The sequence below is a fragment of the Sphingomonas sp. NIBR02145 genome (assembly GCF_027359115.1).
Lineage (GTDB): Bacteria > Pseudomonadota > Alphaproteobacteria > Sphingomonadales > Sphingomonadaceae > Sphingomonas > Sphingomonas kyeonggiensis_A.
Genome location: NZ_CP114791.1, coordinates 4,927,075 through 4,950,874, shown reverse-complemented (window position 1 = coordinate 4,950,874; position 23,800 = coordinate 4,927,075). Strand labels below are relative to the sequence as shown.

Annotated in this window: 13 protein-coding genes; 10 read left to right on the top strand and 3 right to left on the bottom strand. The window is 67.7% G+C overall.

Going from position 1 to position 23,800, the window contains the following annotated elements:
• Window positions 1-62 precede the first annotated feature (62 nt).
• The 7 genes from O3305_RS22825 (at window position 63) to O3305_RS22795 (ending at window position 8,160) form a co-directional block, all read left to right on the top strand.
• Window positions 63-956 (top strand): glucosamine kinase nucleotide-binding domain-containing protein, encoded by an 894-nt coding sequence (locus tag O3305_RS22825; RefSeq protein ID WP_269574561.1) that lies wholly within the window; start codon window positions 63-65, stop codon window positions 954-956.
• Window positions 946-1,827 carry an N-acetylmuramic acid 6-phosphate etherase gene (locus tag O3305_RS22820; protein WP_269574560.1) on the top strand — a complete coding sequence of 294 codons (882 nt, stop codon included), beginning with the start codon at window positions 946-948 and terminating at the stop codon, window positions 1,825-1,827. The genes O3305_RS22825 and O3305_RS22820 overlap by 11 nt, the downstream gene beginning before the upstream one ends.
• A 20-nt stretch (window positions 1,828-1,847) precedes the next feature.
• The gene (nagA, locus tag O3305_RS22815; protein ID WP_269576584.1) at window positions 1,848-2,951 is read left to right on the top strand and encodes an N-acetylglucosamine-6-phosphate deacetylase; all 1,104 of its coding nucleotides are present in this window, start codon (window positions 1,848-1,850) and stop codon (window positions 2,949-2,951) included.
• Window positions 2,952-3,198: 247 nt separating this feature from the next.
• Complete coding sequence (gene cysD / locus O3305_RS22810) at window positions 3,199-4,137, top strand: sulfate adenylyltransferase subunit CysD (RefSeq protein ID WP_269576583.1); 939 nt, start codon at window positions 3,199-3,201, stop codon at window positions 4,135-4,137.
• A 121-nt stretch (window positions 4,138-4,258) separates the two neighbouring features.
• Window positions 4,259-6,172 carry a sulfate adenylyltransferase subunit CysN gene (cysN, locus tag O3305_RS22805; RefSeq protein WP_269574559.1) on the top strand — a complete coding sequence of 638 codons (1,914 nt, stop codon included), beginning with the start codon at window positions 4,259-4,261 and terminating at the stop codon, window positions 6,170-6,172.
• Window positions 6,169-6,894, top strand: coding sequence for a 3'(2'),5'-bisphosphate nucleotidase CysQ (locus tag O3305_RS22800; protein ID WP_269574558.1), 726 nt, complete (start codon window positions 6,169-6,171; stop codon window positions 6,892-6,894). Before cysN ends, O3305_RS22800 begins: the two co-directional genes overlap by 4 nt.
• 114 nt (window positions 6,895-7,008) lie before the next feature.
• Window positions 7,009-8,160, top strand: a complete 1,152-nt coding sequence (locus O3305_RS22795; protein WP_269574557.1) for an SET domain-containing protein — start codon at window positions 7,009-7,011, stop codon at window positions 8,158-8,160.
• On the opposite strand, the gene O3305_RS22790 is transcribed toward O3305_RS22795, so the two are convergent.
• Together O3305_RS22790 and O3305_RS22785 are read right to left on the bottom strand one after the other, a co-directional pair.
• A complete protein-coding gene (locus tag O3305_RS22790; protein WP_269574556.1) occupies window positions 8,157-10,007 on the bottom strand; it encodes a sensor histidine kinase in 1,851 nt (616 codons plus the stop codon). The two genes, O3305_RS22795 and O3305_RS22790, sit on opposite strands and share 4 nt — an antisense overlap.
• Window positions 10,007-11,899: a putative bifunctional diguanylate cyclase/phosphodiesterase gene (locus tag O3305_RS22785; protein ID WP_269574555.1), complete on the bottom strand. Its 1,893-nt coding sequence runs from the start codon at window positions 11,897-11,899 to the stop codon at window positions 10,007-10,009. Before O3305_RS22785 ends, O3305_RS22790 begins: the two co-directional genes overlap by 1 nt.
• Window positions 11,900-12,046: 147 nt before the next feature.
• On the opposite strand from O3305_RS22785, the gene O3305_RS22780 reads away from it, so the two are divergent.
• Genes O3305_RS22780 through O3305_RS22770 form a run of 3 tightly spaced genes read left to right on the top strand, consistent with a single transcriptional unit; the run spans window position 12,047 to window position 15,470 of the window.
• The gene (locus tag O3305_RS22780) at window positions 12,047-12,916 is read left to right on the top strand and encodes an HpcH/HpaI aldolase/citrate lyase family protein (protein ID WP_269574554.1); all 870 of its coding nucleotides are present in this window, start codon (window positions 12,047-12,049) and stop codon (window positions 12,914-12,916) included.
• Between the two features lie 59 nt (window positions 12,917-12,975).
• Window positions 12,976-15,114: a PAS domain-containing sensor histidine kinase gene (locus O3305_RS22775; protein ID WP_269574553.1), complete on the top strand. Its 2,139-nt coding sequence runs from the start codon at window positions 12,976-12,978 to the stop codon at window positions 15,112-15,114.
• Complete coding sequence (locus O3305_RS22770; RefSeq protein ID WP_269574552.1) at window positions 15,111-15,470, top strand: response regulator; 360 nt, start codon at window positions 15,111-15,113, stop codon at window positions 15,468-15,470. Before O3305_RS22775 ends, O3305_RS22770 begins: the two co-directional genes overlap by 4 nt.
• A gap of 148 nt (window positions 15,471-15,618) precedes the next feature.
• Here O3305_RS22770 and O3305_RS22765 read toward each other — a convergent pair whose 3' ends face one another.
• Window positions 15,619-23,748 (bottom strand): IPT/TIG domain-containing protein, encoded by an 8,130-nt coding sequence (locus O3305_RS22765; RefSeq protein ID WP_269574551.1) that lies wholly within the window; start codon window positions 23,746-23,748, stop codon window positions 15,619-15,621.
• Window positions 23,749-23,800 lie beyond the last annotated feature (52 nt).

Below are 23,800 nucleotides of genomic sequence, written 5' to 3'. Positions count from 1 at the left end.
ATTATGCCCCCCTGCGGGTTCGGCATGGCAAGGCCGGGCATCGCTGCTGTTAGGGAGCAACCATGGCCTTTTTCCTGGGGATAGACGCAGGCGGCAGCCATTGCCGCAGCCGGCTGGTTGACGAACACGGGACGATCCTCGGCACCGGGGAGAGCGGCCCCGCCAATACCCGTATCGGGATCGAGCGGCTCCACGCCGTGCTGAGCGAGGTCGTCCAGCAGGCGATCTCCGCCGCCGGGCTCGACCAGGGCCAGGCCGCGACGATCCGCGCCGGCATGGGCATCGCCGGCATCACCCGCACCGGCATGCGCGAGCAGCTCGCCGCTCTGCCCTTCCCCTTTGCCGACATCATCTTCGCCACCGATGCCGCGATCGCCAATCTCGGCGCGCATGCCGGGGCCGAAGGCGCCACGCTGATCATCGGCACCGGCAGCATCGCCGAGGTCCGCGTCGGCACCACCAGCTTCGCGATCGGCGGCTATGGCTTCCCGATCTCGGACGAGGGCAGCGGTGCCGCGCTCGGCCTCAGCGCGATGCGCCACGCGCTTCGCGCCCTCGACGGCCGCAGCGAAGTCACCGCGCTCAGCCACGCCGTCACTGCCGGCTTCGGGCACGACACCGCCCGCGCCGTTGCCTGGATGGATGCCGCGACCCCGAAGGATTACGCCGCCTTTGCCCCGCTCGTCATGGACTATGCCGAGAATAACGACGCGATCGCCCGCTCGATCGTCGAGGATGCCGCCCAGCATATCGAGCGCTTCATCGAGACGATCTTCGCCCGCGGCGCCGTCCGCTGCGCGCTTGCCGGCGGCCTCGCGATGCGGATCAAGCCCTGGCTGCGCGCCCGCACCGTCGCCCGGCTGACCGACGCCATCGCCGATCCGCTCGACGGCGCGCTGCTTCTCGCCGGCCTGTCCGCCTCTGTCCTCCCGACCCGGAAGCCGCATGTCGACTGAAGCCACCGACCCCCGCTATCGCGAACTCGATCGCTGGCCCACCGAGGCCGCCGTCGAGGCGATGCTCGAGGCCCAGCTCGCCGCGATCGCCGCGCTCAAGGCCCAGACCGCCCCGATCGCCGCCGCGATCGATGCCGCCGCCGGGCGGCTGCGCAGCGGCGGCCGCATCGCCTATGCCGGCGCCGGCACTTCGGGCCGGATCGGCGTGCAGGACGGGGTCGAGCTCACCCCCACCTTCAACTGGCCGTTCGAGCGGCTCGCCTTCCTCATCGCCGGCGGCCCCGCCGCGCTCACCCGCACCCAGGAAGGCGCCGAGGACAGCCGCGAAGCCGCGATCCAGGCCGTGGCCGCCGAAGCGCTCGGCCCCGATGACGTGCTGATCGGTGTCGCCGCCAGCGGCCGCACCCCCTATGTCATCGCCGCGCTCGAAGCCGCCCGCGCCGCCGGCAGCCTGACCATCGGCGTCTCCAACAATCCCGACACCCCGGTCCTCGCCGCCGCCGAGCATGCGATCCTAGCCGACACCGGCAGCGAAGTCGTCGCCGGCTCCACCCGGATGAAGGCCGGCACCGCGCAGAAGGTTACGCTCAACCTGATCTCCACCGGGATCATGCTGCGCCTCGGGCTCGTTCACCACGGGCTGATGGTCAACATGCAGGTGTCGAACGCCAAGCTGCGCACCCGCGCGATCCGCATGGTCGCCACCCTCGCCGGCACGAGCGAGACCGTGGCCGAGGCGGCGCTCGACGCCGGGCGCCTCAACATCAAGCGCGCCGTGCTGATCGCCCGCGGTCTCGACGCCGCGGAGGCCGAGACCCTGCTCGCCGCCACCAAGGGCAGCCTCGGCGCGGCGCTGGACACGCTCGCGTGAAAGCCCTGGTCAACGGCCGCATGCTGCTGGCCGAAGGCTGGCGCGACGATGCCTGTGTGGTGATCGAGGGCGAGCGGATCGCCGCGATCCTGCCCGAGCCGCCCGCCGGTGCCGAGCAGGTCGATCTTGCCGGCCACACCCTGCTCCCCGGCTTCATCGATACCCAGGTCAATGGCGGCGGCGGCCGGCTGTTCAACGACGATCCGAGCGTCGAGACCCTGCGCATCATCGCCGGGACCCATCGCCGCTACGGCACGACCGGCCTGCTCCCTACCCTGATCAGCGACGATCTCTCGGTGATCGAGGCCGCCATCCAGGCGGTCGATGCCGCGATCGAAGCGGGTGGGCCCGGCATCCTCGGCATCCATATCGAGGGACCGTTCCTCAACCCGGTGCGCCGCGGCATCCATAGCGAGAGCAAGATCCAGCCGCTGCAGGACGGGTTCCTCGCGCTGCTCGAATCCGCCCGCCACGGCAGGACGCTCGTCACCCTCGCGCCCGAGGCCGCCACGCCCGATCAGGTCGCCCGGCTGGTCGCCGCCGGGGTGATCGTCTCGGCCGGCCATTCGGACGCCCCATATGAGACGGTCCGCGCCGCGCTCGACAATGGCGCCACTGGCTTCACCCATATCTTCAACGCGATGTCGCCGCTCACCAGCCGCGCGCCCGGCATGGTCGGCGCCGCGCTCGAGGCACCGGACGCATATGCCGGCATCATCGCCGATGGCCACCACCTCCACCCCGCCACGCTGCGCGTCGCGCTCCGCGCCAAGGGGCCCGACCATCTGATGCTGGTCACCGACGCGATGCCCAGCGTCGGCAGCGACGAGGACCATTTCCTGATCCACGGCCGCGAGATCCACCGCGACGGCGACCGCCTGGTCGGCGCCGACGGCACGCTGGCCGGCTCCACCCTCACCATGGCCGGCGCGGTGAAGGGGATGATGGAGCAGGGCCGCGTCCCGCTGGAAGTCGCTTCCCGCATGGCCTCGGCCACCCCGGCGGCCTTCCTCGGCCTGGCCGGCCAGCTCGGCCACATCGCCCCGGGCTACCGCGCGGACCTGGTGCTGCTGGACGATACCCTGGACCTGCAGCGCAGCTGGATTTCCGGCCTCTCCAGCTAGCGCTCACCGCTGGACCTATCCGCTCCCCGGCGAAAGCCGGGGCCCAGGGTTTCTCTGCCGTTTCGCTCTGTTACCCTGGGCCCCGGCTTTCGCCGGGGAACGGAGGAGCTTCGTCCAATCCATAAATGCTCCCCCGGAGGGGGAGGATTTGATCAGAGCCCCCCATCCTACTCCCCGCTAAACATAAACTAGATCGCGCAGCCCGGGGCAGCTTCCTAAATCGCCCCCCATGCTGCATTCCGGGAACATGACGGAGAACCAGGCTCAAGCGACCGCATCGCTCGCCCCCGCGCGCCTGACGCACCTCCAGCGGCTCGAGGCCGAGAGCATCCACATCCTGCGCGAAGTCGTCGCCGAGGCCGAGCGCCCGGTGATGCTCTATTCGATCGGCAAGGACAGCGCGGTGATGCTGCACCTCGCGCGCAAGGCCTTCTACCCCGCGCCGCCGCCCTTCCCGCTGCTCCATGTCGACACGACCTGGAAGTTCCGCGCGATGTACGATCTGCGCGACAAGGCCGCCCGCGACGCCGGCATGGAGCTGCTCGTCCACAAGAACCCCGAGGCCGAGGCGCTGGGGATCAACCCCTTCGATCATGGCGGCCGCCACACCGACATGTGGAAGACCGAGGGGCTCAAGCAGGCGCTCGACAAATATGGCTTCGACGCGGCGTTCGGCGGCGCCCGGCGCGACGAGGAGAAGAGCCGCGCCAAGGAGCGCGTGTTCAGCTTCCGTACCGCCTCGCATCGCTGGGACCCGAAGAACCAGCGCCCCGAGCTCTGGCACCTCTACAATGCCCGCAAGCAGAAGGGCGAGAGCATCCGCGTCTTCCCGCTCTCCAACTGGACCGAGCTCGATATCTGGCAGTACATCCTTGCCGAGGGGATCGAGATCGTCCCGCTCTATTTCGCCGCCCCCCGCCCGACGGTGGAGCGCGATGGCCTGCTGCTGATGGTCGATGACGAGCGCTTCCGCCTCAACCCCGGCGAACAGCCGGTCACCCGCTCGGTCCGCTTCCGCACCCTCGGCTGCTACCCGCTCACCGGCGCGGTCGAGAGCGAGGCGGATACGCTGGAGGCAGTGATCCAGGAGATGCTGCTGACCACCACCTCGGAACGCCAGGGCCGCGCGATCGACCACGACCAGGCAGCGAGCATGGAGAAGAAGAAGCAGGAGGGGTATTTCTGATGGCCCGCGTCCTTCTTCTTCGTCACCCTGAACTTGTTTCAGGGTCCAATCCTCCACAAGCGAAGGCATCCGTCGTTGCGCCTTGGATGCTGAAACAAGTTCAGCATGACGGAGTGTGGGCATGACCTCCTACCGCCCCGACGCGCTCATCGCGTCCGACATCTCCGCCTATCTCCAGCTCCACCAGAACAAGTCGCTGCTGCGCTTCATCACCTGCGGAAGCGTCGATGACGGCAAGTCCACCCTGATCGGCCGCCTGCTCTACGATTCGAAGATGATCTTCGAGGATCAGCTCGCGTCGCTCGAAGCTGACAGCAAGCGCGTCGGCACCCAGGGCGGCGAGATCGACTTCGCGCTGCTGGTCGATGGCCTCGCCGCCGAGCGCGAGCAGGGCATCACGATCGATGTCGCCTATCGCTTCTTCGCGACCGAGAAGCGCAAGTTCATCGTCGCCGACACGCCCGGCCATGAGCAGTATACCCGCAACATGGTGACCGGCGCTTCGACCGCCGATCTCGCGGTGATCCTGATCGATGCGCGCAAGGGCGTGCTCACCCAGACGCGGCGCCATTCCTATCTCTGCCATCTGCTGGGCATCCGCCACATCGTGCTGGCGGTGAACAAGATGGACCTGATCGGCTACGACCAGTCCGCCTATGACGCGATCGTCGAGGACTATCGCGCCTTCGCCGAGAGCATCGGCATCACCAGCTTCACGCCGATCCCGATCTCGGGGTTCAAGGGCGACAACATCACGGGCTCCAGCCCGAACACGATCTGGTACACCGGCCTGTCGCTGCTCCAGCATCTCGAGAGCGTCGAGATCGACGCGGACGCCGATGCCGCGCGCCCCTTCCGCCTGCCGGTGCAGTGGGTGAACCGGCCGAACCTCGATTTCCGCGGCTTTGCGGGGATGATCGCGGCGGGCACGGTGCGGCCGGGCGACAAGGTGCGGATCCTGCCCTCGGGGCAGGTGACCGAGGTGGCGCGGATCGTCGCTTTTGGTGGCGATCGGGAGCAGGCGGTTGCGGGCGAGAGCGTCACGCTTACATTGGCGGACGAGGTCGATTGCTCGCGCGGCAATGTGATCGCGGCGGCGGATGCGCCGCCCCAGGTCGCGGATCAGTTCCAGGCGACGATCGTGTGGATGGACCAGGCGGAGCTGCTGCCGGGGCGGGCCTATTGGCTCAAGCTCGGCACCCAGACGGTCAGCGCGACCGTCCAGCCGCCGCGCCATGCCGTGTGCGTCAATACGATGGCCGAGCTGAGCGTGAAGACTCTGGGCCTGAACGACATCGGAATTGCCGAGGTTTACACCGACCGCGGAGTGGTTTTCGAATCCTACGCCCAAGGCAAGGACCTTGGTGGATTCATCCTGATCGACAAGGCCACGAATGCGACTGTGGCCGCCGGAATGCTCAATTTCTCGCTGCGGCGAGCCCAGAATGTCCATTGGCAGGCCGTGGAAATCAACCGCGAGGCCCATGCCAACCAGAAGCACCAGGCACCCCGGCTGCTCTGGTTCACGGGCCTTTCCGGCTCGGGCAAGTCGACCATCGCCAATCTGGTCGAGAAGAAGCTGCACGCCATGGGCAAGCACAGCTTCCTCCTCGACGGCGACAATATCCGCCACGGCCTTAACAAGGACCTTGGCTTCACCGATGCGGATCGCATCGAGAATATCCGCCGCGTCGGCGAAGTCGCGAAGCTGATGACCGATGCGGGCCTGATCGTCCTCACCGCGTTCATCTCACCCTTCCGGGCCGAACGCGAACTGGTCCGCCGCATGCTTCCCGAAGGTGAGTTCTTCGAGATCCATGTCGATACGCCGCTGGAAGTCGCCGAAGCGCGGGACGTGAAGGGCCTCTACAAAAAGGCCCGCGACGGCCAGATCGCCCACTTCACCGGCATCTCCAGTCCCTATGAGGCACCGGAGGCGCCGGAAATCCGGGTGGACACCACGCGCGAGAGCCCCGAGGACGCAGCCGAACGGATCGTGGAGACGATCATGGGCACGTGGAGTCCGGTGATTTGAACGACGCTGAACTGGCCAGGGAAGTCGCCGAGGAGGCCGGCGCGCTGCTGCTGCGCATCCAGAACGAATGCGCCGGCGGAGATCGCGGCGACCGCGAGGCCAATGCGATGATCCTCGCCGCGCTGGCGCTGGCACGGCCCGACGATGCGGTCCTCTCCGAGGAATCAGCGGACGATCCCGCGCGGCTGTCTGCCAGCCGGGTGTGGATCGTGGACCCGCTCGATGGCACGCGCGAATTCGCCGAGCGACGCGGTGACTGGGCAGTGCACATCGCCCTCGCCATCGATGGCGTGCCGGCAGTAGGCGCGGTCGCCCTGCCCCGTCTCGGCTGCACGCTCTCGAGCGATTGCCCGCCCGCCTTGCCCGAAGGCGAGCTGCCGCCCCGCATGCTGGTGAGCCGCACGCGCCCAAGCCAGCTCTGCGCCGGCGTGGGCGAGCGGATCGGCGCGGTGCATATCGGCATGGGCTCGGCGGGCGCCAAGGCGATGGCGGTGGTCCGCGGCGAGGCCGAGATCTATCTCCATTCGGGCGGCCAGCACCAATGGGACAATTGCGCGCCGGTCGCGGTAGCGCTCGCAGCCGGGCTCCACGCTTCGCGGATCGACGGCAGCCCGATCGTCTACAATCAGGCGAGCACAAGCATTCCGGACCTGCTGATCTGCCGCAAGGAATGGGCACCGATCGTGCTTGAGGCAGTGAAGGACTGCGGCGCGGATCTCTGAGATTTCGCCGCTAAGTGTGTCGCGCTGATTCCAAGCGACTCGCGGATTCAACGCGAGTCGCGCATAGACGGTGATTCCGGGACATGGTAAACGCTCCGTTTGGGAGGGGCGTTTTTGACTGCCGATATCTGGTTCTTTCTGGCGATCGGATTCAGCTTTGCGGGCTATGCGACCTACCTGATCGGGCTGCGTCGTGAGCTGGTGGAGCCGAACCGTGCGTCATGGCTGATCTGGAGCGCAGCGACCACGCTCGAGGCACTGACCTATGCCGCCGTCAATCCCGGCGCGCCGCAGGGCTGGGTGTTCGCGCTCTCCTCGATCGCCTGCATCCTCGTGACGATCGGCATCTGGCGGCGCTCCTCCTGGGCCCCGCCCTCGCCCACCGAGACCTTCTGCATCGCCGCCAGCCTGAGCGCGTTGCTGCTGTGGCTCGTCTTCCGCGAAGCCTTCTGGGCGCACATGCTGGTAGTGCTCGCGGTGCCGGTAAGCTTCTGGCCGACCTGGGCCAGCGTCTGGACCGATCGTAACCGCGAACGCTCCCCGGCCTGGGGTCTGTGGACCTTCGGTGACCTGGCCACGCTGCTGATCGCCGTACGCGGCGCCGAGCCGGGCGTCGCCGAACTCGCCTATGTGATCGTCGAGTTCCTCTGCCATGCCAGCGTCTGGTTCCTGATCGGCCTGGCGACGATTAACCCGCTGCGCTCCTTCGGCACCCGCCGCGGCGGGCTGCGCTGGCTCGATCGCTACCGGCCTTCAGGCAATCTCTTCAAGGTAGGTGACAACCATCTGGGCAAGGCTGTCTATGCCGCAAGCGGCTTTGCCGAAGGCGACGTGCTGATCGAGTTCACCGGCCGCCGCTTCCGTGCCGACCAGATTCCCAGCCTGATGCGCGGCAGCAACGACCGCTTCGTCCAGGTGACGCCCGACCATTATATGGGCCCGTCCGGCCGGATCGACGACCTGGTCAACCATAGCTGCGATCCCAATGCCGGACTGCGCTTCACCGATCGCGGCGTGTTCCTGGTCTCCGTGCGTGCGATCCAACCGGGCGAGGAGATCGCCTGGGACTATTCGACGACGCTTCGGGAATCGAACTGGCACATGATCTGCCAGTGCCGTTCGGAACAATGCCGCCGGGTGATCGGGAACTTCGACAGCCTCGATCCGGACCGGCAGGAGTGGTTCCGGGCGCGGAACCTAGTCGCACCCTATCTGCGGCGGAAGGATGAGGTGGCGGGTCCCCACCGCGCCGCCGGGCAGCGTTAGGCCGCCATCCCGCTCGGCTGGGCCAATTGGGCAGTCCCCAGCGTCAGGATCGCCTTGGCGCCCGTGCCCCTGCCGTCGCTGAGCAAGTCGAGCCTGCCTTCCATCGCCAGCATCGAATTCGCGCACCAGTGCAATCCCAGCCCGCCCGACTTGTGCGCGCGGGTGGAGAAACCGCGCTGGAACAGCGTGGGTGCAGTCGATGGATCGAAGCCCTCGCCATCGTCGCGGATATGGATTTCGGTGTTCTCGCCCTTCTGCTGGATCGTCACCGCGATCGAACCACTGGTCCGTCCCGTCGCCGCGATTGCCTCGGCAGCATTCGCGAATAGGTTACCGACCACCTGGCTGAGGATCACCCGGTTCGCCATCACCCATTGCGGCTTTGACGGGAAGCTGAAGGCAATCGAGTTCTCGCCCGAATACCGCGCGATCGTGGCGTTCTGGGCGACGATATCGGTGATATCGCAGGCATCGAGCGGCGGACGTTCGTGCGCCGCCTCCTGCTGCTGGCCGATGATCTCCAGCACATGGTGGAGCGCCTCGCGACCGATCGTGATCTGCTCGCGCCGATCGCTGCGTTCCTGCTCCACGCTTTCGATCGCAGCAGCGAGAAAGGCGACCAGCTTCTGCCGGCGCACCGCCGGGATCTCCTCGCCCGCCAGCTCGCCGAGCGCGCGATCGAGCAGTGCGCGGTCCATCGGCGCCCCCGTTCCCAGCCCCTGGCTGAGCACCGTGCTGATCGGGTTCAGTGCGTTGCGGACATTGTGCATCACCGCGACCGCGCTTTCGCTGCGGCCGAGCGAGAAGCTCTGCACCTCGAGCTGCTCGCGCAGGTCCTTGAGCTGCTTGAGCATCGAATTGAAACTGGTGACCAGGCTGCCGATCTCGTCATCGCGCTCCTTGTCGGTGAGCAGCCCGAGCGTGCCCGACGCGCGAACCACGCCCATATGCTGCTCGACCCGCTTGAGCGGCCCGAGCACGAGCCGCGCGATCATCCGGCGCAGCACCAGCAGGACGATCGCCAGCAGGATCGACGACCCGACCACCGCGAGCACCAGCATGCGGGTACCCAGCGTAGAGAGGTCACGCGGCACGGTGTAGGTGGCGGTGGCGACCGAGCGGCCATCCGGGCCCGGGACCGGCACGGCGATACGGGTACGGGTAGTGCCGGGCGTCTTGGTGACTTCGGCTACGGGATTGTCGAGCGCAAGGCTCGCCTTGAGCTGGAGCAGGGTGCTGAGCTGGCTTGCGGTGACGGCGCGCGCCATCAGCACATAGCCGCGCGGACTTCCGCTGCCATCACTCTTGCGCACCTGCGCGACGCCTATTGCGGCCAGCCTATCGCCCAGCCGCATGAAGAAGCCGGCCGAACTCTGGCCGTGCAGTGCCCCCGAGAAATCGAGCTTGGAGATAGCGGTCGTCAGCTGCGCGCGCATCGCCGGCACATCGGCCTGTTTCTCGAGATCGAGCCAGCGGGCGATGACGATCGAGCGGTCCGGCCGGACATAGGCCATGCCGTTGACGTCGAGATTGACCATGGCGAGCGTCGAGAAGCTCTCTTCCTCGAATGCCCTGGTCGGGTTCGCCATGTAGTCGTAGGACGAGTTCCAGTCGCCATAGTCACGCACGGCGTTCTCGACCTTGGCCGAGACGTCGTGAACCACCGCTTCGGTGCGCGCGACATGCGCATTCACGGCGTCGCGCTCGAGCTGGTTGAAGCTCGGCGTGATGACGGTAGCCAGCATCAGCGTAAGCGCGGCGGCGCCAACCACGCCGACGCCGGTGAGGATCAGGACCAGTTTCGCGCCGAGCGAGGCCGGCGCCTTGAGGCGCCCCCGGGTTGGCATCAGCCGTGCGTCCCGTTGCTCAGTTCGGCCTCAGGCTCCTCGATGCCCATATAGCGCTTGTTGGCGAGCACCAGCGCATCCTCGGCATCCATCGGACGGGCGAGATAATAGCCCTGGAGATGGCTGCAGCCGGCCAGGCGGAGCGCCTGGAGCTGCGCTTCGGTCTCCACGCCTTCGGCGACCACTTCCATGCCCAGCGCGCGGCCGAGATGGATGATCGAGTGGACGATCGCCGCGCTCTCGCGCTCACGGCCCATGCCGTCAACGAAGCTGCGATCGATCTTCAGGCAGTCCAGCGCGAAGCGGCGGATATTGTAGAGGCTCGAATAGCCGGTGCCGAAATCGTCGAGCGCAATGCGGAAGCCCATCTGGCGGAGCTTGAACAGCGTCTCGGCGGCACGTTCGACATCGTCGAAGATCGCCGTCTCGGTGATCTCGATCTGGAAGCGGCCGGGCTCGACGCCGGCATTGGCGACGCGCTCCATCACATGCGCCACGAAATTGTGGCGGCGGAACTGGCGCGGCGAGAAGTTCACCGACACATATTGCCCCGGCCAGGTCTTGAGCGTCTCGACCGCACGGTCGATCACCCAGTCGCCCAGTTCGTGGATCAGGTTCGATTCCTCGGCGATCGGGATGAACATGCCCGGCGAGACCATGCCATATTCCGGGCTGCACCAGCGGATCAGCGCCTCGAAGCCCGTGATCTCGAGCTGGTCGCGACCGACGATCGGCTGGAAGACGAGCTTGAGCTCGCCCTTCGCGATAGCCTCGGAAAGCCCGCCTTCGATCTGACGGCGGAATCGGATCGATTCGTCCATCGCCTCGTCGAACAGGCGAACGATACCGCGGCCATTGTGCTTGGCCTCGTTGAGCGCGAGGTCGGCACGGCGCATCACGTCGATCGGATCATGGATCGTGCCGGGCTCGACCACCATAAGGCCGACCGAGGCCCCGCCCTGCACCGAGTGACCGAACACCTTGAAGCTGACCGAAACCGCCTTGAGCAGGCGCTCGGCGACCATCGTCGCCTCGTCCTCGCCGGTCACGGGATAGAGCATTGCGAACTCGTCGCCGCCCAGCCGCGCGACAAAACCTTCTGCCGGCACGTTCGTCTGGAGAATCTCGCAGACCATGCGGATCAGCTCGTCGCCGGCAAGATGGCCGAGCGTATCGTTGACGATCTTGAACCGGTCGAGGTCCATCATCGCCATGGCGAAGCACTGGTCGCCCTTCACCGCCTTGCCGAGCATGTGGAGGAACGAGAGGCGGTTGGGCGCGTCGGTGAGCGAATCATGGTTGGCGATGTGGACGGCGCGGGATTCATTGGCGGCCAGTTCGAGCTTCTGCTCCTCGAGCAGCGCGATGGCGCTGCGCAGCTTGCCGTCGGCTTCCCATCGATGCGCAAGCGCGGTCGCCGTCTGCATCACCTCTTCCGCCTGGAAGGGCTTGGCGATGTAGAAGATCTTGTCGGCGGGGCCGGCGGCGCGGCTGATGTCGAGCGGGGAGAAGTCGGAATAGCCGGTGACGATCACCAGATTGATGTCGGGATCGAGCGCGCGGATGCGGCGAGCGGTTTCCTTGCCATCGATGCCCGGCGGCATGCGCACGTCGATGAACGCGACGGCGAAACGCTTGCCGGTCTCGATCGAGTCCTGGATCGCCTCGACGGCATCCAGGCCCTGGTTGAAATGGGCACAGTCGAAGTCGATCGCGTCATTGGCGGGCTCTGACGGTGCGTCATCCTCGTCGCCGAACAGCTCGGCGGCCATGGCGCTCAGCGCGGTCGCGTTGCCGCCCCGGCGACTCCCGAACACCTGGCGGTACGACTCGTGCATCGCCGGTTCGTCGTCCACGATCAAAATGCGCACTTGCGAAATCCCCTCGCTCATCCCTGCAAACGAGGTAAGCGGACAGCGTTAAGGAGCGGTAAAATCATTACGCCTCCGAGAGGGAAAGGCGCCGGACAAGGTTAAGGATGACGCGCGGTTTACCCGTCGATCCGGCCACGATAGCAAGGCTGGATAACAGGAGGATGCATGACCGACCCGCTCGCCGCCCGATCGCTGCTGTTTGCACCGGGTGATTCCGAACGCAAGATCACCAAGGCAGGCGCGAGCGAAGCGGATCTGGTGCTGCTCGATCTGGAAGACGCGGTGGCCGAGGCGAACAAGCCCGCCGCCCGCACGCTGGTCGCCCAGCATCTCAAGACAGCCGAGCGCGCCCAGCAGCAATGGGTACGGATCAACCCCCTCGACACCCCGCATGCCCTGCCCGACCTCGCGGCGATCGTGCCCGGTCGCCCCGACGGGATCATGCTTCCCAAGGCCAGTCGCGCCGAAGCGGAACTGCTTCATCACTATCTGACTGCACTGGAGGCCGCGCATGGCCTTCCCCAGGGCGGCATCCGCACGATCGTGGTGGCAACGGAGACCGCGCAGGCGATCTTCGGGCTTGGTGACTATGCCGGCTGCCCGCGCCTCGCCGCGCTCACCTGGGGGGCCGAAGATAGCGCCACGGCGCTGGGCGCGACGCACAACCGCGACGAGGCGGGGGAATATGATTTCCCCTATCAGGTCTTCCGCGCCCTCGCCCTGACCGGGGCGGCAGCGGCAGGCGTAACGCCGATCGAAACGATCCATGGCGATTTCCGTGACCTGCAGGGGCTGGAGAAGGTCGCAACCAAAGCGCGCCGCGCGGGTTTCCGCGGGATGCTCGCGATCCATCCCGATCAGGTGCCGGTGATCAACCGCGCCTTCTCCCCTTCCACGGCCGAGATCGAGCGCGCCGAGAAGATCGTGGCCGTCTTCGCGGCTAATCCGGCTATGGGTACGATCGGACTGGAGGGCGAGATGCTCGATATGCCGCATCTGAAGCGCGCCAAGGCCGTGCTGGCGATGCGCCGGTGATATGCGTTGATTTGCCGTAGCCTGGCTAGGACATTGCTGATGCAGCTCGACGGGGTACGATGATCGAAGCACCTGCTGAACCATTGCCGGTTGGCGAGGACGAGTTCCGCCTGATCGCGGACAGCGCCCCCGTCGCCGTGTGGGTCACGCGGCTCGATCGCCGTCGCAGCTTCGTCAATCGCGCCTATGTCGCCTTTCTCGGCGTTTCCTATGCGGAAGCATTGGAGTTTGACTGGCGACGGATCATTCACCCCGATGACGCCGCGCGACTGCTCGCGGAATCGGTGGCGGGCGAAGCGAGCCTCCAGACCTTCGAGCTGGAGGGCCGGTATCGCAACGCCGAGGGCGAATGGCGCTGGCTTCACTCGACGTCGCAACCTCGCCGCGACGCCGAGGGGCGTCACATCGGCTTTATCGGCGTCGCGCATGACGTGACCGAGGCCAAGACCGCCGAACTGGCCCTGCGCGAGCGCGAGGCACAGCTCTCCGCCTTCATCAGCCAGACCACCGCCGGCTTTGCCCAGGTCGATCTCGAAGGCCGCTTCACCCTGGTCAATGATCGCTTTTGCGACATCACCGGCTGGAGCCAGGAAGCGCTGATGGGCATGACCATGCAGCAGATCACCCATCCGGACGATCTGGTGCGCAACGTGCCGCTGTTCGAACGTGCGGTGCGGGAGGGCACGCCCTATACTCATGAGAAGCGCTATGTCCGCGAGGACGGCGGCATCGTCTGGGTGAACAATTCGGTCGCGGTGATCCGCCGTGCCAATGGCGAGCCCTTCGGCGTGCTGGCAGTGACGCTGGACGTCACCCAGCGGCGCGAGAGTGAGGAGGCACTGCGCAAGAGCGAGGAAACGCTTCGCCTAGCCACCGAGACCGCGGGCATGGCGACCTGGGAACTCGATCTCGAGACGATGGAGGGCACCTGGTCGCCCAATCGCTTCGACCTGCTCGGCATGGCGCGCCGTCCCGATGCACGCGGTACCTTCGAGGAGTGGATCGAGCGCGTGCATCCCGCCGATCGCGAACGGACGCGCGAGGCGGCGCTGCGCTGTTTTACCGAGGGCACGCCCTATACGATCGAATATCGCATCCTGCGTGCCGACGACGGCGCCGAACGCTGGCTGCAAAGCCATGGCAACCGGATCGACTATGGCGACAGCCGACCCAGCCGCTTCGTCGGCGTCTCGTTCGACGTGACGGCGCGCCGACGCGCCGAGGACGAGCTGCGCGAGAGCGAGACGCGCTTCCGAACGATCTTCGAGCAGGCCAACGACTTCCTGATCACCACCACGCTCGACAATCGGGTGACGTCGGTGAACCCGGCGGTGGTGGAAGCGATCGGCTATGACGAGAGCGAGATTCTCGGCCACTCGATCGCCGAGTTCATGGACCCGGACCAGTTTGCGATCAGCATGGACGCGTTCAACCGCAAATTGCAGCATGGCGGATCGACCCGGCTCACCGTCAGGCTGCGCGCCAAGGACGGGCGCGAGCTGATCTGGGAAGTCAATTCACGGCTCAGCCTCGACGATCAGGGCCAGCCCGTGGCACTCCATGCGATCGGCCGCGACATGACCGAGGCGAAGCGCGCCGAGGCACATCTCCGCCTGCTGATCGATGAGCTCAACCACCGTGTGAAGAACACGCTGGCGATCGTCCAGGGCATCGCCCAGCAGAGCTTCAAGGACGACGTGCCGCCGCGCCAGGCCCGTGCCGCCTTCGAAGGCCGGCTGGCCGCCCTGTCCGAAGCGCACAACCTGCTCACTCGCGAGTATTGGAGCCTGGTGTCGATGCGCCAGATCATCGAGGACGCGCTGCGCCCGCACGGCGAGGCCTGTCGCTTCACGCTCGACGGGCCGGACCTGACGATCCTGCCCAAGACCGCGATCAGCCTGGCTCTGGCGATCCACGAGCTGGCGACGAACGCGGTGAAACACGGCGCTCTGTCGCGGCCAGAGGGCCGGATCGCCGTGCATTGGCAACGCGTCCATAATGACGGCCCCGCCCGTCTTTCGATGCGCTGGGAGGAAACCGGCGGGCCGACCGTGTCGGCGCCCAGCCGCCGCGGTTTCGGTACCAGGATGATCGAGCGCGGCCTGGCGGCCGAGCTGGGCGGCAGCGTGAAAATCGAGTTCCGGCCCGAGGGGCTGGTCTGCGTCGTCGATGCCCCGCTGCCGGAGGGCGCCGAATGAGTGGGCTGGAGGGCCTGCGCGTGCTCGTCGTCGAGGACGAGCCGGTGGTGGCGATGTACCTCGAAGACCTGCTCGAGGCGCTGGGCTGCCAGACGATCGGACCGGCGAGCCGGCTGGCCGAGGGGCTGGCGCTGGCTGAGGAGCAAGGCTTCGAGGTGGCGATCCTCGACATCAACCTGGGCGGCGAGCGCAGCACCCCGATCGCCGAGACACTGCGGGCACGCGGGGTGCCCTTTGCCTTTGCCAGCGGCTATGGCGCGCCGCCGGAGGGCTTTGGCGACGAAGTGCCGATGATCGAGAAGCCCTATCGCGAAGCCCAGGTGGCCGCCGCACTCGACCGGCTGCTGGCCCGGTAGCTCAAGACCTCCCAAAGTACACGAAGTACAGGCCAAGAACGGTTTTCAGCGGCCTGCCTCGCAACATTGCTGCGCGAGACCGCTCCTATCTTTCCTACATCGGAAGAACGCTCCGGGACGGCGTGAGCCGCCCCGGAGGTCGTTCCCGTTACCAGCGCTTGGACAGCCGGATCTGCAGGGTGCCGGCACGTTCGCCCTGGCCGGCGCGCAGGCCGGTCTCGAAGTCGAACGACCAGCCGCTGCTCAGGATGTCGAAGCGCGTGCCGATGCTCAGCTGGAGCTGCTCGCGCTTCCAGCCATTGCCCGCCAGATCATAGAGCGCAGCACCCGGGATATCGGCATAGTCGAGCCACTGGGCATCGACATCGGCGAACTCATGGTTCCACTCGGCGCGGATGCGCGGGGTGATCGAACCGAAGCTCACCTTCTGGCGATATTCGAGGCGCCCGCCCAGCGTGCCGGTGACCGAACGCACCTGGCGCGCATCGAAGCGCAGGTTGTAGCGCCCGGCACCGCTCTCCGCATAGGCGTCCAGGTCCGCATCGAGATACTCGGCGCGGCCATAGAGCGACCATTGCAGCGGGCCGCCTGCCCGGTCGATGCCGAGCGAGATCGCGGCGACCGTGTAGCTGCCATCCCGGCTGCCGCGCGCCGTCGCGTTCACCGCCGCGGCAAGGCGCCGGGTGGTGAAGTCGAGCTGGCCGCGGCCGACCATGCCATCGATGAATGTCCCGCTTGCCGGCTGAATGCTGGCATAGGCGGCATAGATGGTGCTGGTGCCGCGCACCTGCGCCGCCGTGCCGATCCGGCTCAGGTCATTGCCATAGCCGCCACCCAGGCCGACGAGGATATCGTCGGACAGCTTGATGTCGGCGCCGGCGCTGAGGCCCGCGGTAGTGGCGGTGATCTTGCTGCGATCGGTGCGCTTGTCGCGCGTGCCGATGTCGATGGCACCGCCCGCCCAGGTCGCGACCGACCCGTTCCGGCGCTTGCCGTCCTCATCGACACCCGAAGCCGCCTTGGCCGGCCCTGCCGTGCCGCCGACCCCGCCCGTGGTCGCGACCGTGCGGCCATAGCCGAGCTGGTCGGCCCGCGAGAGCGGCGACTGCGGGTTGTTGGCGAACTGGCCGATCGCCGGATCCTCGCCCGAGACGCGCATCCGGTCGGTGATGGCGAGGCCCCAGTTCTTGTCGTCGGGCCGCTGCAACGCCATCGTCCCGTCGCGCGAGCCGAGCGTCACGCCCATGGCGAGGCCGGTCGCGCCGCCCCCGTTATGGAGCTGCTCGGTGCGCCGCATGAAGTTGGACACCTGTGCCCGGGCGAAGCGGCGTGCCGTCTCGGCCTGGGCATCGCTGATCGCCGCGATATCCGGATCGTTGCGCGGATCGGGGCGGGCCTGGACGGTGAGCGTCACGGTCGACGGCGCCGAGGCACCGAAGATGTTGCTCAGCGTATAGTTGACCACGATCTGCCCGCCGAAGCGGTTGTTCGGCGTCACATCCAGACGATAGGTGCCGTTGCCCGCCGCCACGATCGTGGTGGTTGCCGAATTGGCCGGCGAGATGCTGACCACGGTCGCGCCGGTGATCGGCCCGCGCGTGGCCCCGTCGGTGAGCATCACCGACACCATCTGGCCGTCGCCCGCCGTCGCGGTCTTGGGCGTCGCGATCGGCACCTGGCCGACCACGGTGATCGTCACCGTGCCCGGCGACGAGGTGCCGCCAGGGCCGGTCGCGGTGAAGGTGAAGCTGTCGGTGCCGGCATAATTGGCTGCCGGGGTATAGGTCGCGACATAGGGCGAGACCGGTGCCACCGCGGTCGGCGTCAGGCTGGGCCCTGCCCCGCCGCTCAGCGTAACCGTGCCGTGCGCCGGCTGGCTGGCGATCTGGATCGAGTCATAGACGCCGGTGACCAGCGACGAGAGGTTGATCTGGACACTGGTGCCCGCCGTGGTGGTGCTGCCCGGCACCGTGCCGGTGCCCGGCGCCGCGCTCGGCGGCGGCGGGGTGGCGACCGTCAGGCCCACCGTCGCCGCGGCCGAAGTGCCGCCCGGACCGGTCGCGGTGTAGGCGAAGCTGTCCGCACCGTAATAGCCGGTGGTCGGAACATAGGTCACGACATCCCCGCTGACCGTCGCGGTGCCGTGGGTCGGCGCCGTGCTGATCGTGATGCTGGCATGCACGCCAGTGATCGAGGGCGCGAGATCGATCGCGGTACCTGCGCTGTTATAGCCCACCGCCACGCCGGTCTTGTTCGCCGCCACCGGGGCCGGCGGCGTCGCCACCGTGATGCTCACCGTCGCCGGCGCCGAAGTGCCGCCGGGGCCGGTCGCCGTGAAGGTGAAGCTGTCCGCGCCATAATAGGTCGCGGCCGGGGTGTAGGTCACCACATCGCCGGCGATCACCACCGTGCCGTGCGTCGGCGCCGTGCCGATCGCGATCGCCGAATGCACGCCGGTGATCGAGGCGCTGAGATCGATCGCCGTGCCCGTGCTCGCATAGGGCACCGCCACGCCCGGCTTGTCGGCTGCGACCGGTGCCGGCGGCAGGCCCACCGTGATGCTTACCGTCGCCGGCGCCGAAGTGCCGCCGGGGCCGGTTGCCGTGAAGGTGAAGCTGTCCGCACCGTAATAGGTCGCGGCCGGGGTGTAGGTCACCACATCGCCCGCGATCGTCACCGTGCCGTGCGCCGGTGCCGTGCCGATCGCGATCGCCGAATGCACGCCGGTGATCGAGGCGCTGAGATCGATCGCCGTGCCCGTGCTCGCATAGGGTACCGCCACGCCGGTCTTGTCCGCCGCCGTCGGAGCCGCCGGCGTCGCCACCGTCAGGGTTACGGTCGAGACGTTCGACGCACCACCCGGGCCGTTCGCCACATAGCTGAAGCTGTCCGCACCATAATAGGTGGCGCTCGGGGTGTAGGTGGCAACGTCACCGGCAACGGTCACACTGCCATGCGCGGGTGCCGTGCCGACTGCGACGCCCGAATGCACGCCCGTGATCGAGGCGCTGAGATCGATCGCAGTGCCGGTGCTCGCATAGGGCACCGCCACACCACTCTTGTCGGTAGAGACCGGCGCGGGCGGCAGGCCCACCGTGATGTTCACCGTTGCCGGCGCCGAAGTGCCGCCCGGGCCGGTCACCGTATAGGTGAAGCTGTCCGCGCCGTAATGCGTGGCGTTCGGGGTGTAGGTAGCGACGTCACCGGCGACGGTCACCGTGCCGTGCGCGGGTACCGTGCCGACAGCAATGCCCGAATGGACACCGGTGATCGACGTCGACAGGTCGATTGCCGTGCCGGTGCTCGCATAGGGCACTGTCACGCCGTTCTTGTCGTTCGCCACCGGTGCCGGCGGGTTGGCCACCGTCACGGTCACCTGCGCCGGAGCGGAAGTGCCGCCCGGGCCGGTCGCCGTGAAGGTGAAGCTGTCGCCGCCATAATAGTTGGTGGTCGGCGTGTAGGTGACGACATCGCCCGCGATGCTCACCGAGCCATGCTGCGGCGGCGTGCCGATCGCGATGGACGAATGCACGCCGCTGATCGAAGTGCTGAGGTCGATCCCCGTGCCCGTGCCGTTGTACGGGATCGCGACGCCGCTCTTGTCGGTTGTGACCGGAGCGGCCGGCGTCGCCACGGTGATGTCCACCCGCGCAACGTTCGAAGTGCCGCCGGCACCGGTCGCGGTGTAGGTGAAGAAGTCAGCGCCGAAATAACCGGCGGTCGGGGTGTAGGTCACCACATCGCCCGAGATCGTCGTCGTGCCATGCTGGGCAACGGTGCCGATGGCGATGCTGCTGTGCGGGCCGCCGGTGATCGAGCTCGACAGGTCGATGGCGGTGCCGGCACTGTTGTACGGCACCGAAACGCCCGGCTTGTCCGCCGCGATCGGCTTGTCGATGAAGGTGAAGGTTGCCGAGGTCGTGCTGGTCTGGCCGTTGACCGAGACCGTCACGGCCTTCGCACCCGAACCGGCCACCGGGGCGGTGACGGTGAGCGAGGTAGCGCTCGCCGCCGTGACGTTGCCGTTGCCGGCCGAGCCGAAGGTGACCGTGTTGTTGCCCGGGGTCGTGCTGAAGCCGGTGCCCGAGATCGTCACCACCTGGCTGACCGGGCCCGTGTTCGGCGAGACGCCGGTCACGGTCGGCACGACGGCGAAGGCGCTGCTGCCGGCCGCCGACGTGGTCGGATAACCGCTCGGGGTGAAGGCGCCGAGCGAGAAGCCCGCCGACGAACCGGCGGTGGTGCCGGTATAGCTGATCGTGACGGTGCAGCTGCCCGAAGGGATGCTGAAGCCGTTGAACTGGAAGTTCGCACCGCTGTCCGAACCGCTGGCGCCGCAGCTGCCGCCCAGCGCGCCACGGCTGACCAGCGCCGAACCGCTGAACAGCGGCGCGATGTTGGGCGATGCCGAGGCATTGGGATTGGTGAAGGTGATCGTCGCGGTGCCGGTCTGGCCGACGCCGAGCGTGCTGGTCGAGAAGTTGACCGTCACGCCGATCGCGCCCGCCGCACCGACGGTGACGCTCTGCTGGGCCTGGGGCGCGGCGTTCCAGTTGGAGTCGCCCGCCTGGTTGGCGTTGATCAGGCAGGTGCCGGTCGCCTGGAAGGTCACCGAGCCGCCCGAGATCGTGCAGATCGCGGTGGCGCTGGCGTCGATCGAAAGGATCGGCGTCAGCCCCGAGGTCGCCGAGGCGGTCACATTATATGCCGCACCACCCACCGACGCGCTCGGCGCGGTCGAGGGATTGAAGCTGATCGTCTGGTTGCCCTTGGCAATGTTGACGGTGGTGACGGGGGTATCGGCGGTGTCGGCGGGCCCCTGGGCGTCGGTCGCCCGGATGATGTAGCTGAAGGAGCCCGCGACGGTCGGCGAGCCCGAGACGACGCCGGTCCCTCCGTTGAGGGTGGTGCCCGGCACGAAGGCGCCGGCGCTGAGCGTGTAGGTATAGGGCGCGACGCCGCCCGAGGCGGTGTTGGCCTGGTTGTAGCTGGCGCCGACCTGGAGGCCGGTAGCGGCGCTGGCGTTGATCGTCAGGTTCGCCGGGGTGACGGTGAAGCTGCGCGAGACGTCGGGCGCGGCGGTCCAGTTGCCGTCGCCACCCTGGCTGGCGGTGACCGAGCAGGTACCGGTCTGGTGCAGGGTCAGCGTGGTGCCCGAGACGGTGCAGACGCTGGTCGTGGTCGAGGCGAAGCTGACCGTCAGACCCGAGGATGCGGTGGCCGACAGGGTCAGCGGCGAATCATCGAGCGAAGCGTTGGACAGTGTGCCGAAGCTGATCGTCTGGGCGCCCTGGGAAACGGTGACGCTGTACGACTGGGTCCGGGTGTACGGGCCGCCGCTGCCGGCAGTCGAGCCGTCGGTCGCGGTGATGTCGAAGTTGAAGGTGCCGGTCGTGGTCGGGGTGCCCGACAGCGTGCCGCCCGAGAGGGTCACGCCCGTCGGCAGCGTGCCCAGCGTGCGCGCATAGGTGTAGCCGGCGGTGCCACCGCTCGCAGTGAAGCTCTGCGAATAGCTGGTGCCGACGGTGGCACCCGGCAGCGCGCCGGAGGCAGGCGAGATGCTGATCGTCGGCGCGCCGATGGTCAGCACCATTGGACCGGTCGACATGGTGTAGGGGCCGGTGCCGAGCGAGCTGTCGGTCACGGTGGCCGTGAAGGTGAAGGTGCCGCTCGCCGCCGGCGTGCCGGTGATCGTGCAATCGGCGTTGAGCTGCGTGCCCGCGGGCAGCGAGCCCGTGTTGAGCGTGGTCCCGCAGGTATAGGGCGCACGGCCGCCGGTGGTGTCGATTCGCACGTTCGAGAGCGCGACGCCGCGCGTGCCGCTGCCCACCGGGAAGGTGAAGAGCAAGGTCGGGTTGTTCACCGGCACGGTGACCGTCGCCGGGGCGGACGTGCCGCCCAGGTTGGTCGCGGTGAAGGTGAAGCTGTCATTGCCGCGGAAGCCGCTCGGCGTGGTGTAGGTGACCGTGCCCGAGGAATCGACCGAGACCGATCCGCCCTGCGCCGTGGTCGCCGAGCCGACCGCATAGTTGGTCGGGCTGTTGGTCGCATGGCTGGCGACGCTGAAGGTCGTGTTGCTGATATCATAGGCGACCGCCGCGGCCGTGTACGAGCTGGCCACCGGCGGGGCGATATAGGTGTACTGGTCCGCCGCGCTCGTCGCGCTGGTGCCGCCGGGCGTCGCGACCGTGATGTCGTACGTGCCCGCGGCGCTCGCCGGCGAGGTCGCGGTGATCTGGGTGCTGCTGTTGATCGTGTAGGTCGCGGTGGTCGCGCCGAACTTGACCGCACCCGTGCCCGGCGCCGCCGCGAAACCGGTGCCGGTGATCGTCACCGTCGTGCCGCCGCTGGTCGGGCCCGCTGTCGGCGAGACCGACGTGACCGTCGGCGCCGAGACATAGGTGTACTGGTCCGCCGCGCTGGTCGCGCTGGTACCACCAGGCGTGGCGACGGTCACGTCATAGGTGCCCGCCGCATTGGCCGGCGAGGTCGCGGTGATCTGGGTGTTGCTGTTGATCGTGTACGTCGCGTTGGTCACGCCAAACTTGACCGCACCCGTGCCCGGCGCCGCCGCGAAGCCCGTACCCGTGATCGTCACCGTCTGGCCGCCGCCGGTCGGGCCGGCGATCGGCGAGACCGAGGTCACCGTCGGTGCCGCGATATAGGTGAACTGGTCCGACGCGCTCGTCGCGCTGGTCCCGCCAGAGGTGGTGACGCGGATGTCCACCGTGCCTGCGCTTCCCGCGGGCGAAGTCGCGGTGATCGTGGTCGCGTTGACGAAGGTGAAGCCGGTCGCGGCGGTCCCGCCAAAGGTGACTGCCGTCACGCCGGTGAAGTTGGTGCCGGTGATCGTCACCGAGGTGCCGCCACCCGTCGGGCCCGCGGTCGGCGAGATCGACGTGATCGTCGGCGCCGGGATATAGGTGAACTGGTCCGCCGCGCTGGTCGCGCTGGTACCGCCGGGCGTGGCAACCGTGATGTCGTACGTGCCCGCGCTGTTCGCCGGCGAGGTCGCGGTGATCTGCGTGTTGCTGTTGATCGTATAGGTCGCGGTGGTCGCGCCGAACTTGACCGCGCCCGTCGGGTTCGCCGCCGCGAAGCCGGTGCCGGTGATCGTCACCGTCGTGCCGCCGGCCGTCGGACCCGCCGTCGGGCTGACAGACGTGACCGTCGGTGCGGTGACATAGGTGTACTGGTCCGCCCCCGACGTCGCGCTGGTGAGGCCGGCATTGGTGACGGTGATGTCATAGGTGCCGGCGCTGTTCGCGGGCGCCGTCGCGGTGATCTGCGTGCTGCTGTTGACGGTGTAGCCCGTCGCATTGGCCGCGCCGAACTTGACGCCGGCCGCGCCGGTGGTCCCCGAGAAATTAGTGCCGGTGATGGTCACCGAGGTACCGCCGCCCGTCGGGCCTGCAGTCGGCGACACCGACGTGACGGTCGGCGTCTGGTTGACCACAGTGGAATCGGTAGCCGTCGGTGAGTTCGAAGCGCCGCCGCCCGACAGCTGCACCTGTGGCACAAGCGGAGTCGTGGCGTTGCTCGCGAAACTGGTGTTCAGCGTAATCGTCGGGCCATTGCCCGTGCCGATCGAAGTGGTGCGCGTGCACGAGCCGGTCTGGCCTGAGCCGCTGCAGCTCCAGCCGGTACCGGTCGCGCTGCTGTAGGTCATGCCGGTGGGGAGCGTGAACGCGGCGGTCAGCGTCGCGGTGCTGGTCGGGGCAGTCGTTGTCGACGGAGTGATCGTGTAGGCCAGCGAGCCACCCTGCGAAGCGTTGCCGCTATGGGTCATCGAGACGCCGAGCACCGGCGTGGGCGCCGAGCAGCTGATCGTGACGCTGGCAGTGCCGTTGGTCGGGCCGCTGATGTTCGGGCCGCCGCCAAAGGAACCGGCATCGAGGCGCACACCGACGATATCGCCCGAGTTGACGATCGTGAAGGAGCCGCTGCCCGAAGCCGCGGTCCGATCATAGGAATTGGTCCCGGTGATCAGATTGTAGTTCGAGTCGGTAAGATAGATGTGGAGGTATACGTTGGTGGTCTTCGTATAGCTCCAGCTGATGATCTCACCGGGCGCGAAGGTATCGACCAGATTCGCGCTGGTGGTGATGTTCTCGTCATTACCGTTCGGCGCGATGAACCCGTAGGTTCCGGACATTGCCGTCGGATTCTGGCCGCCCGCGCGCCCGTTGTTCACATATTGGCCGCTGTTGATCGCGGTACAGGCACTAGAAAGCGCCCAGGCGGTATTTGGCGCGACGAAGAGAAGTGCGGCAGCCACCGCCCCGCCGACGCGGGTGCGCAGTCGCCCGAGGGCCGAAGGATGATTGGCC

What these genes read in the sequence shown, in the direction of transcription:
- O3305_RS22825 (WP_269574561.1), top strand. Translation starts at nt 63, where the DNA reads ATGGCCTTTTTCCTGGGGATAGACGCAGGCGGCAGCCATTGCCGCAGC.
- O3305_RS22775 (WP_269574553.1), top strand. Translation starts at nt 12,976, where the DNA reads ATGATCGAAGCACCTGCTGAACCATTGCCGGTTGGCGAGGACGAGTTC.
- O3305_RS22780 (WP_269574554.1), top strand. Translation starts at nt 12,047, where the DNA reads ATGACCGACCCGCTCGCCGCCCGATCGCTGCTGTTTGCACCGGGTGAT.
- cysN (WP_269574559.1), top strand. Translation starts at nt 4,259, where the DNA reads ATGACCTCCTACCGCCCCGACGCGCTCATCGCGTCCGACATCTCCGCC.
- cysD (WP_269576583.1), top strand. Translation starts at nt 3,199, where the DNA reads ATGACGGAGAACCAGGCTCAAGCGACCGCATCGCTCGCCCCCGCGCGC.
- O3305_RS22820 (WP_269574560.1), top strand. Translation starts at nt 946, where the DNA reads ATGTCGACTGAAGCCACCGACCCCCGCTATCGCGAACTCGATCGCTGG.
- nagA (WP_269576584.1), top strand. Translation starts at nt 1,848, where the DNA reads ATGCTGCTGGCCGAAGGCTGGCGCGACGATGCCTGTGTGGTGATCGAG.
- O3305_RS22770 (WP_269574552.1), top strand. Translation starts at nt 15,111, where the DNA reads ATGAGTGGGCTGGAGGGCCTGCGCGTGCTCGTCGTCGAGGACGAGCCG.
- O3305_RS22785 (WP_269574555.1), bottom strand. Translation starts at nt 11,899, where the DNA reads ATGAGCGAGGGGATTTCGCAAGTGCGCATTTTGATCGTGGACGACGAA.
- O3305_RS22790 (WP_269574556.1), bottom strand. Translation starts at nt 10,007, where the DNA reads ATGCCAACCCGGGGGCGCCTCAAGGCGCCGGCCTCGCTCGGCGCGAAA.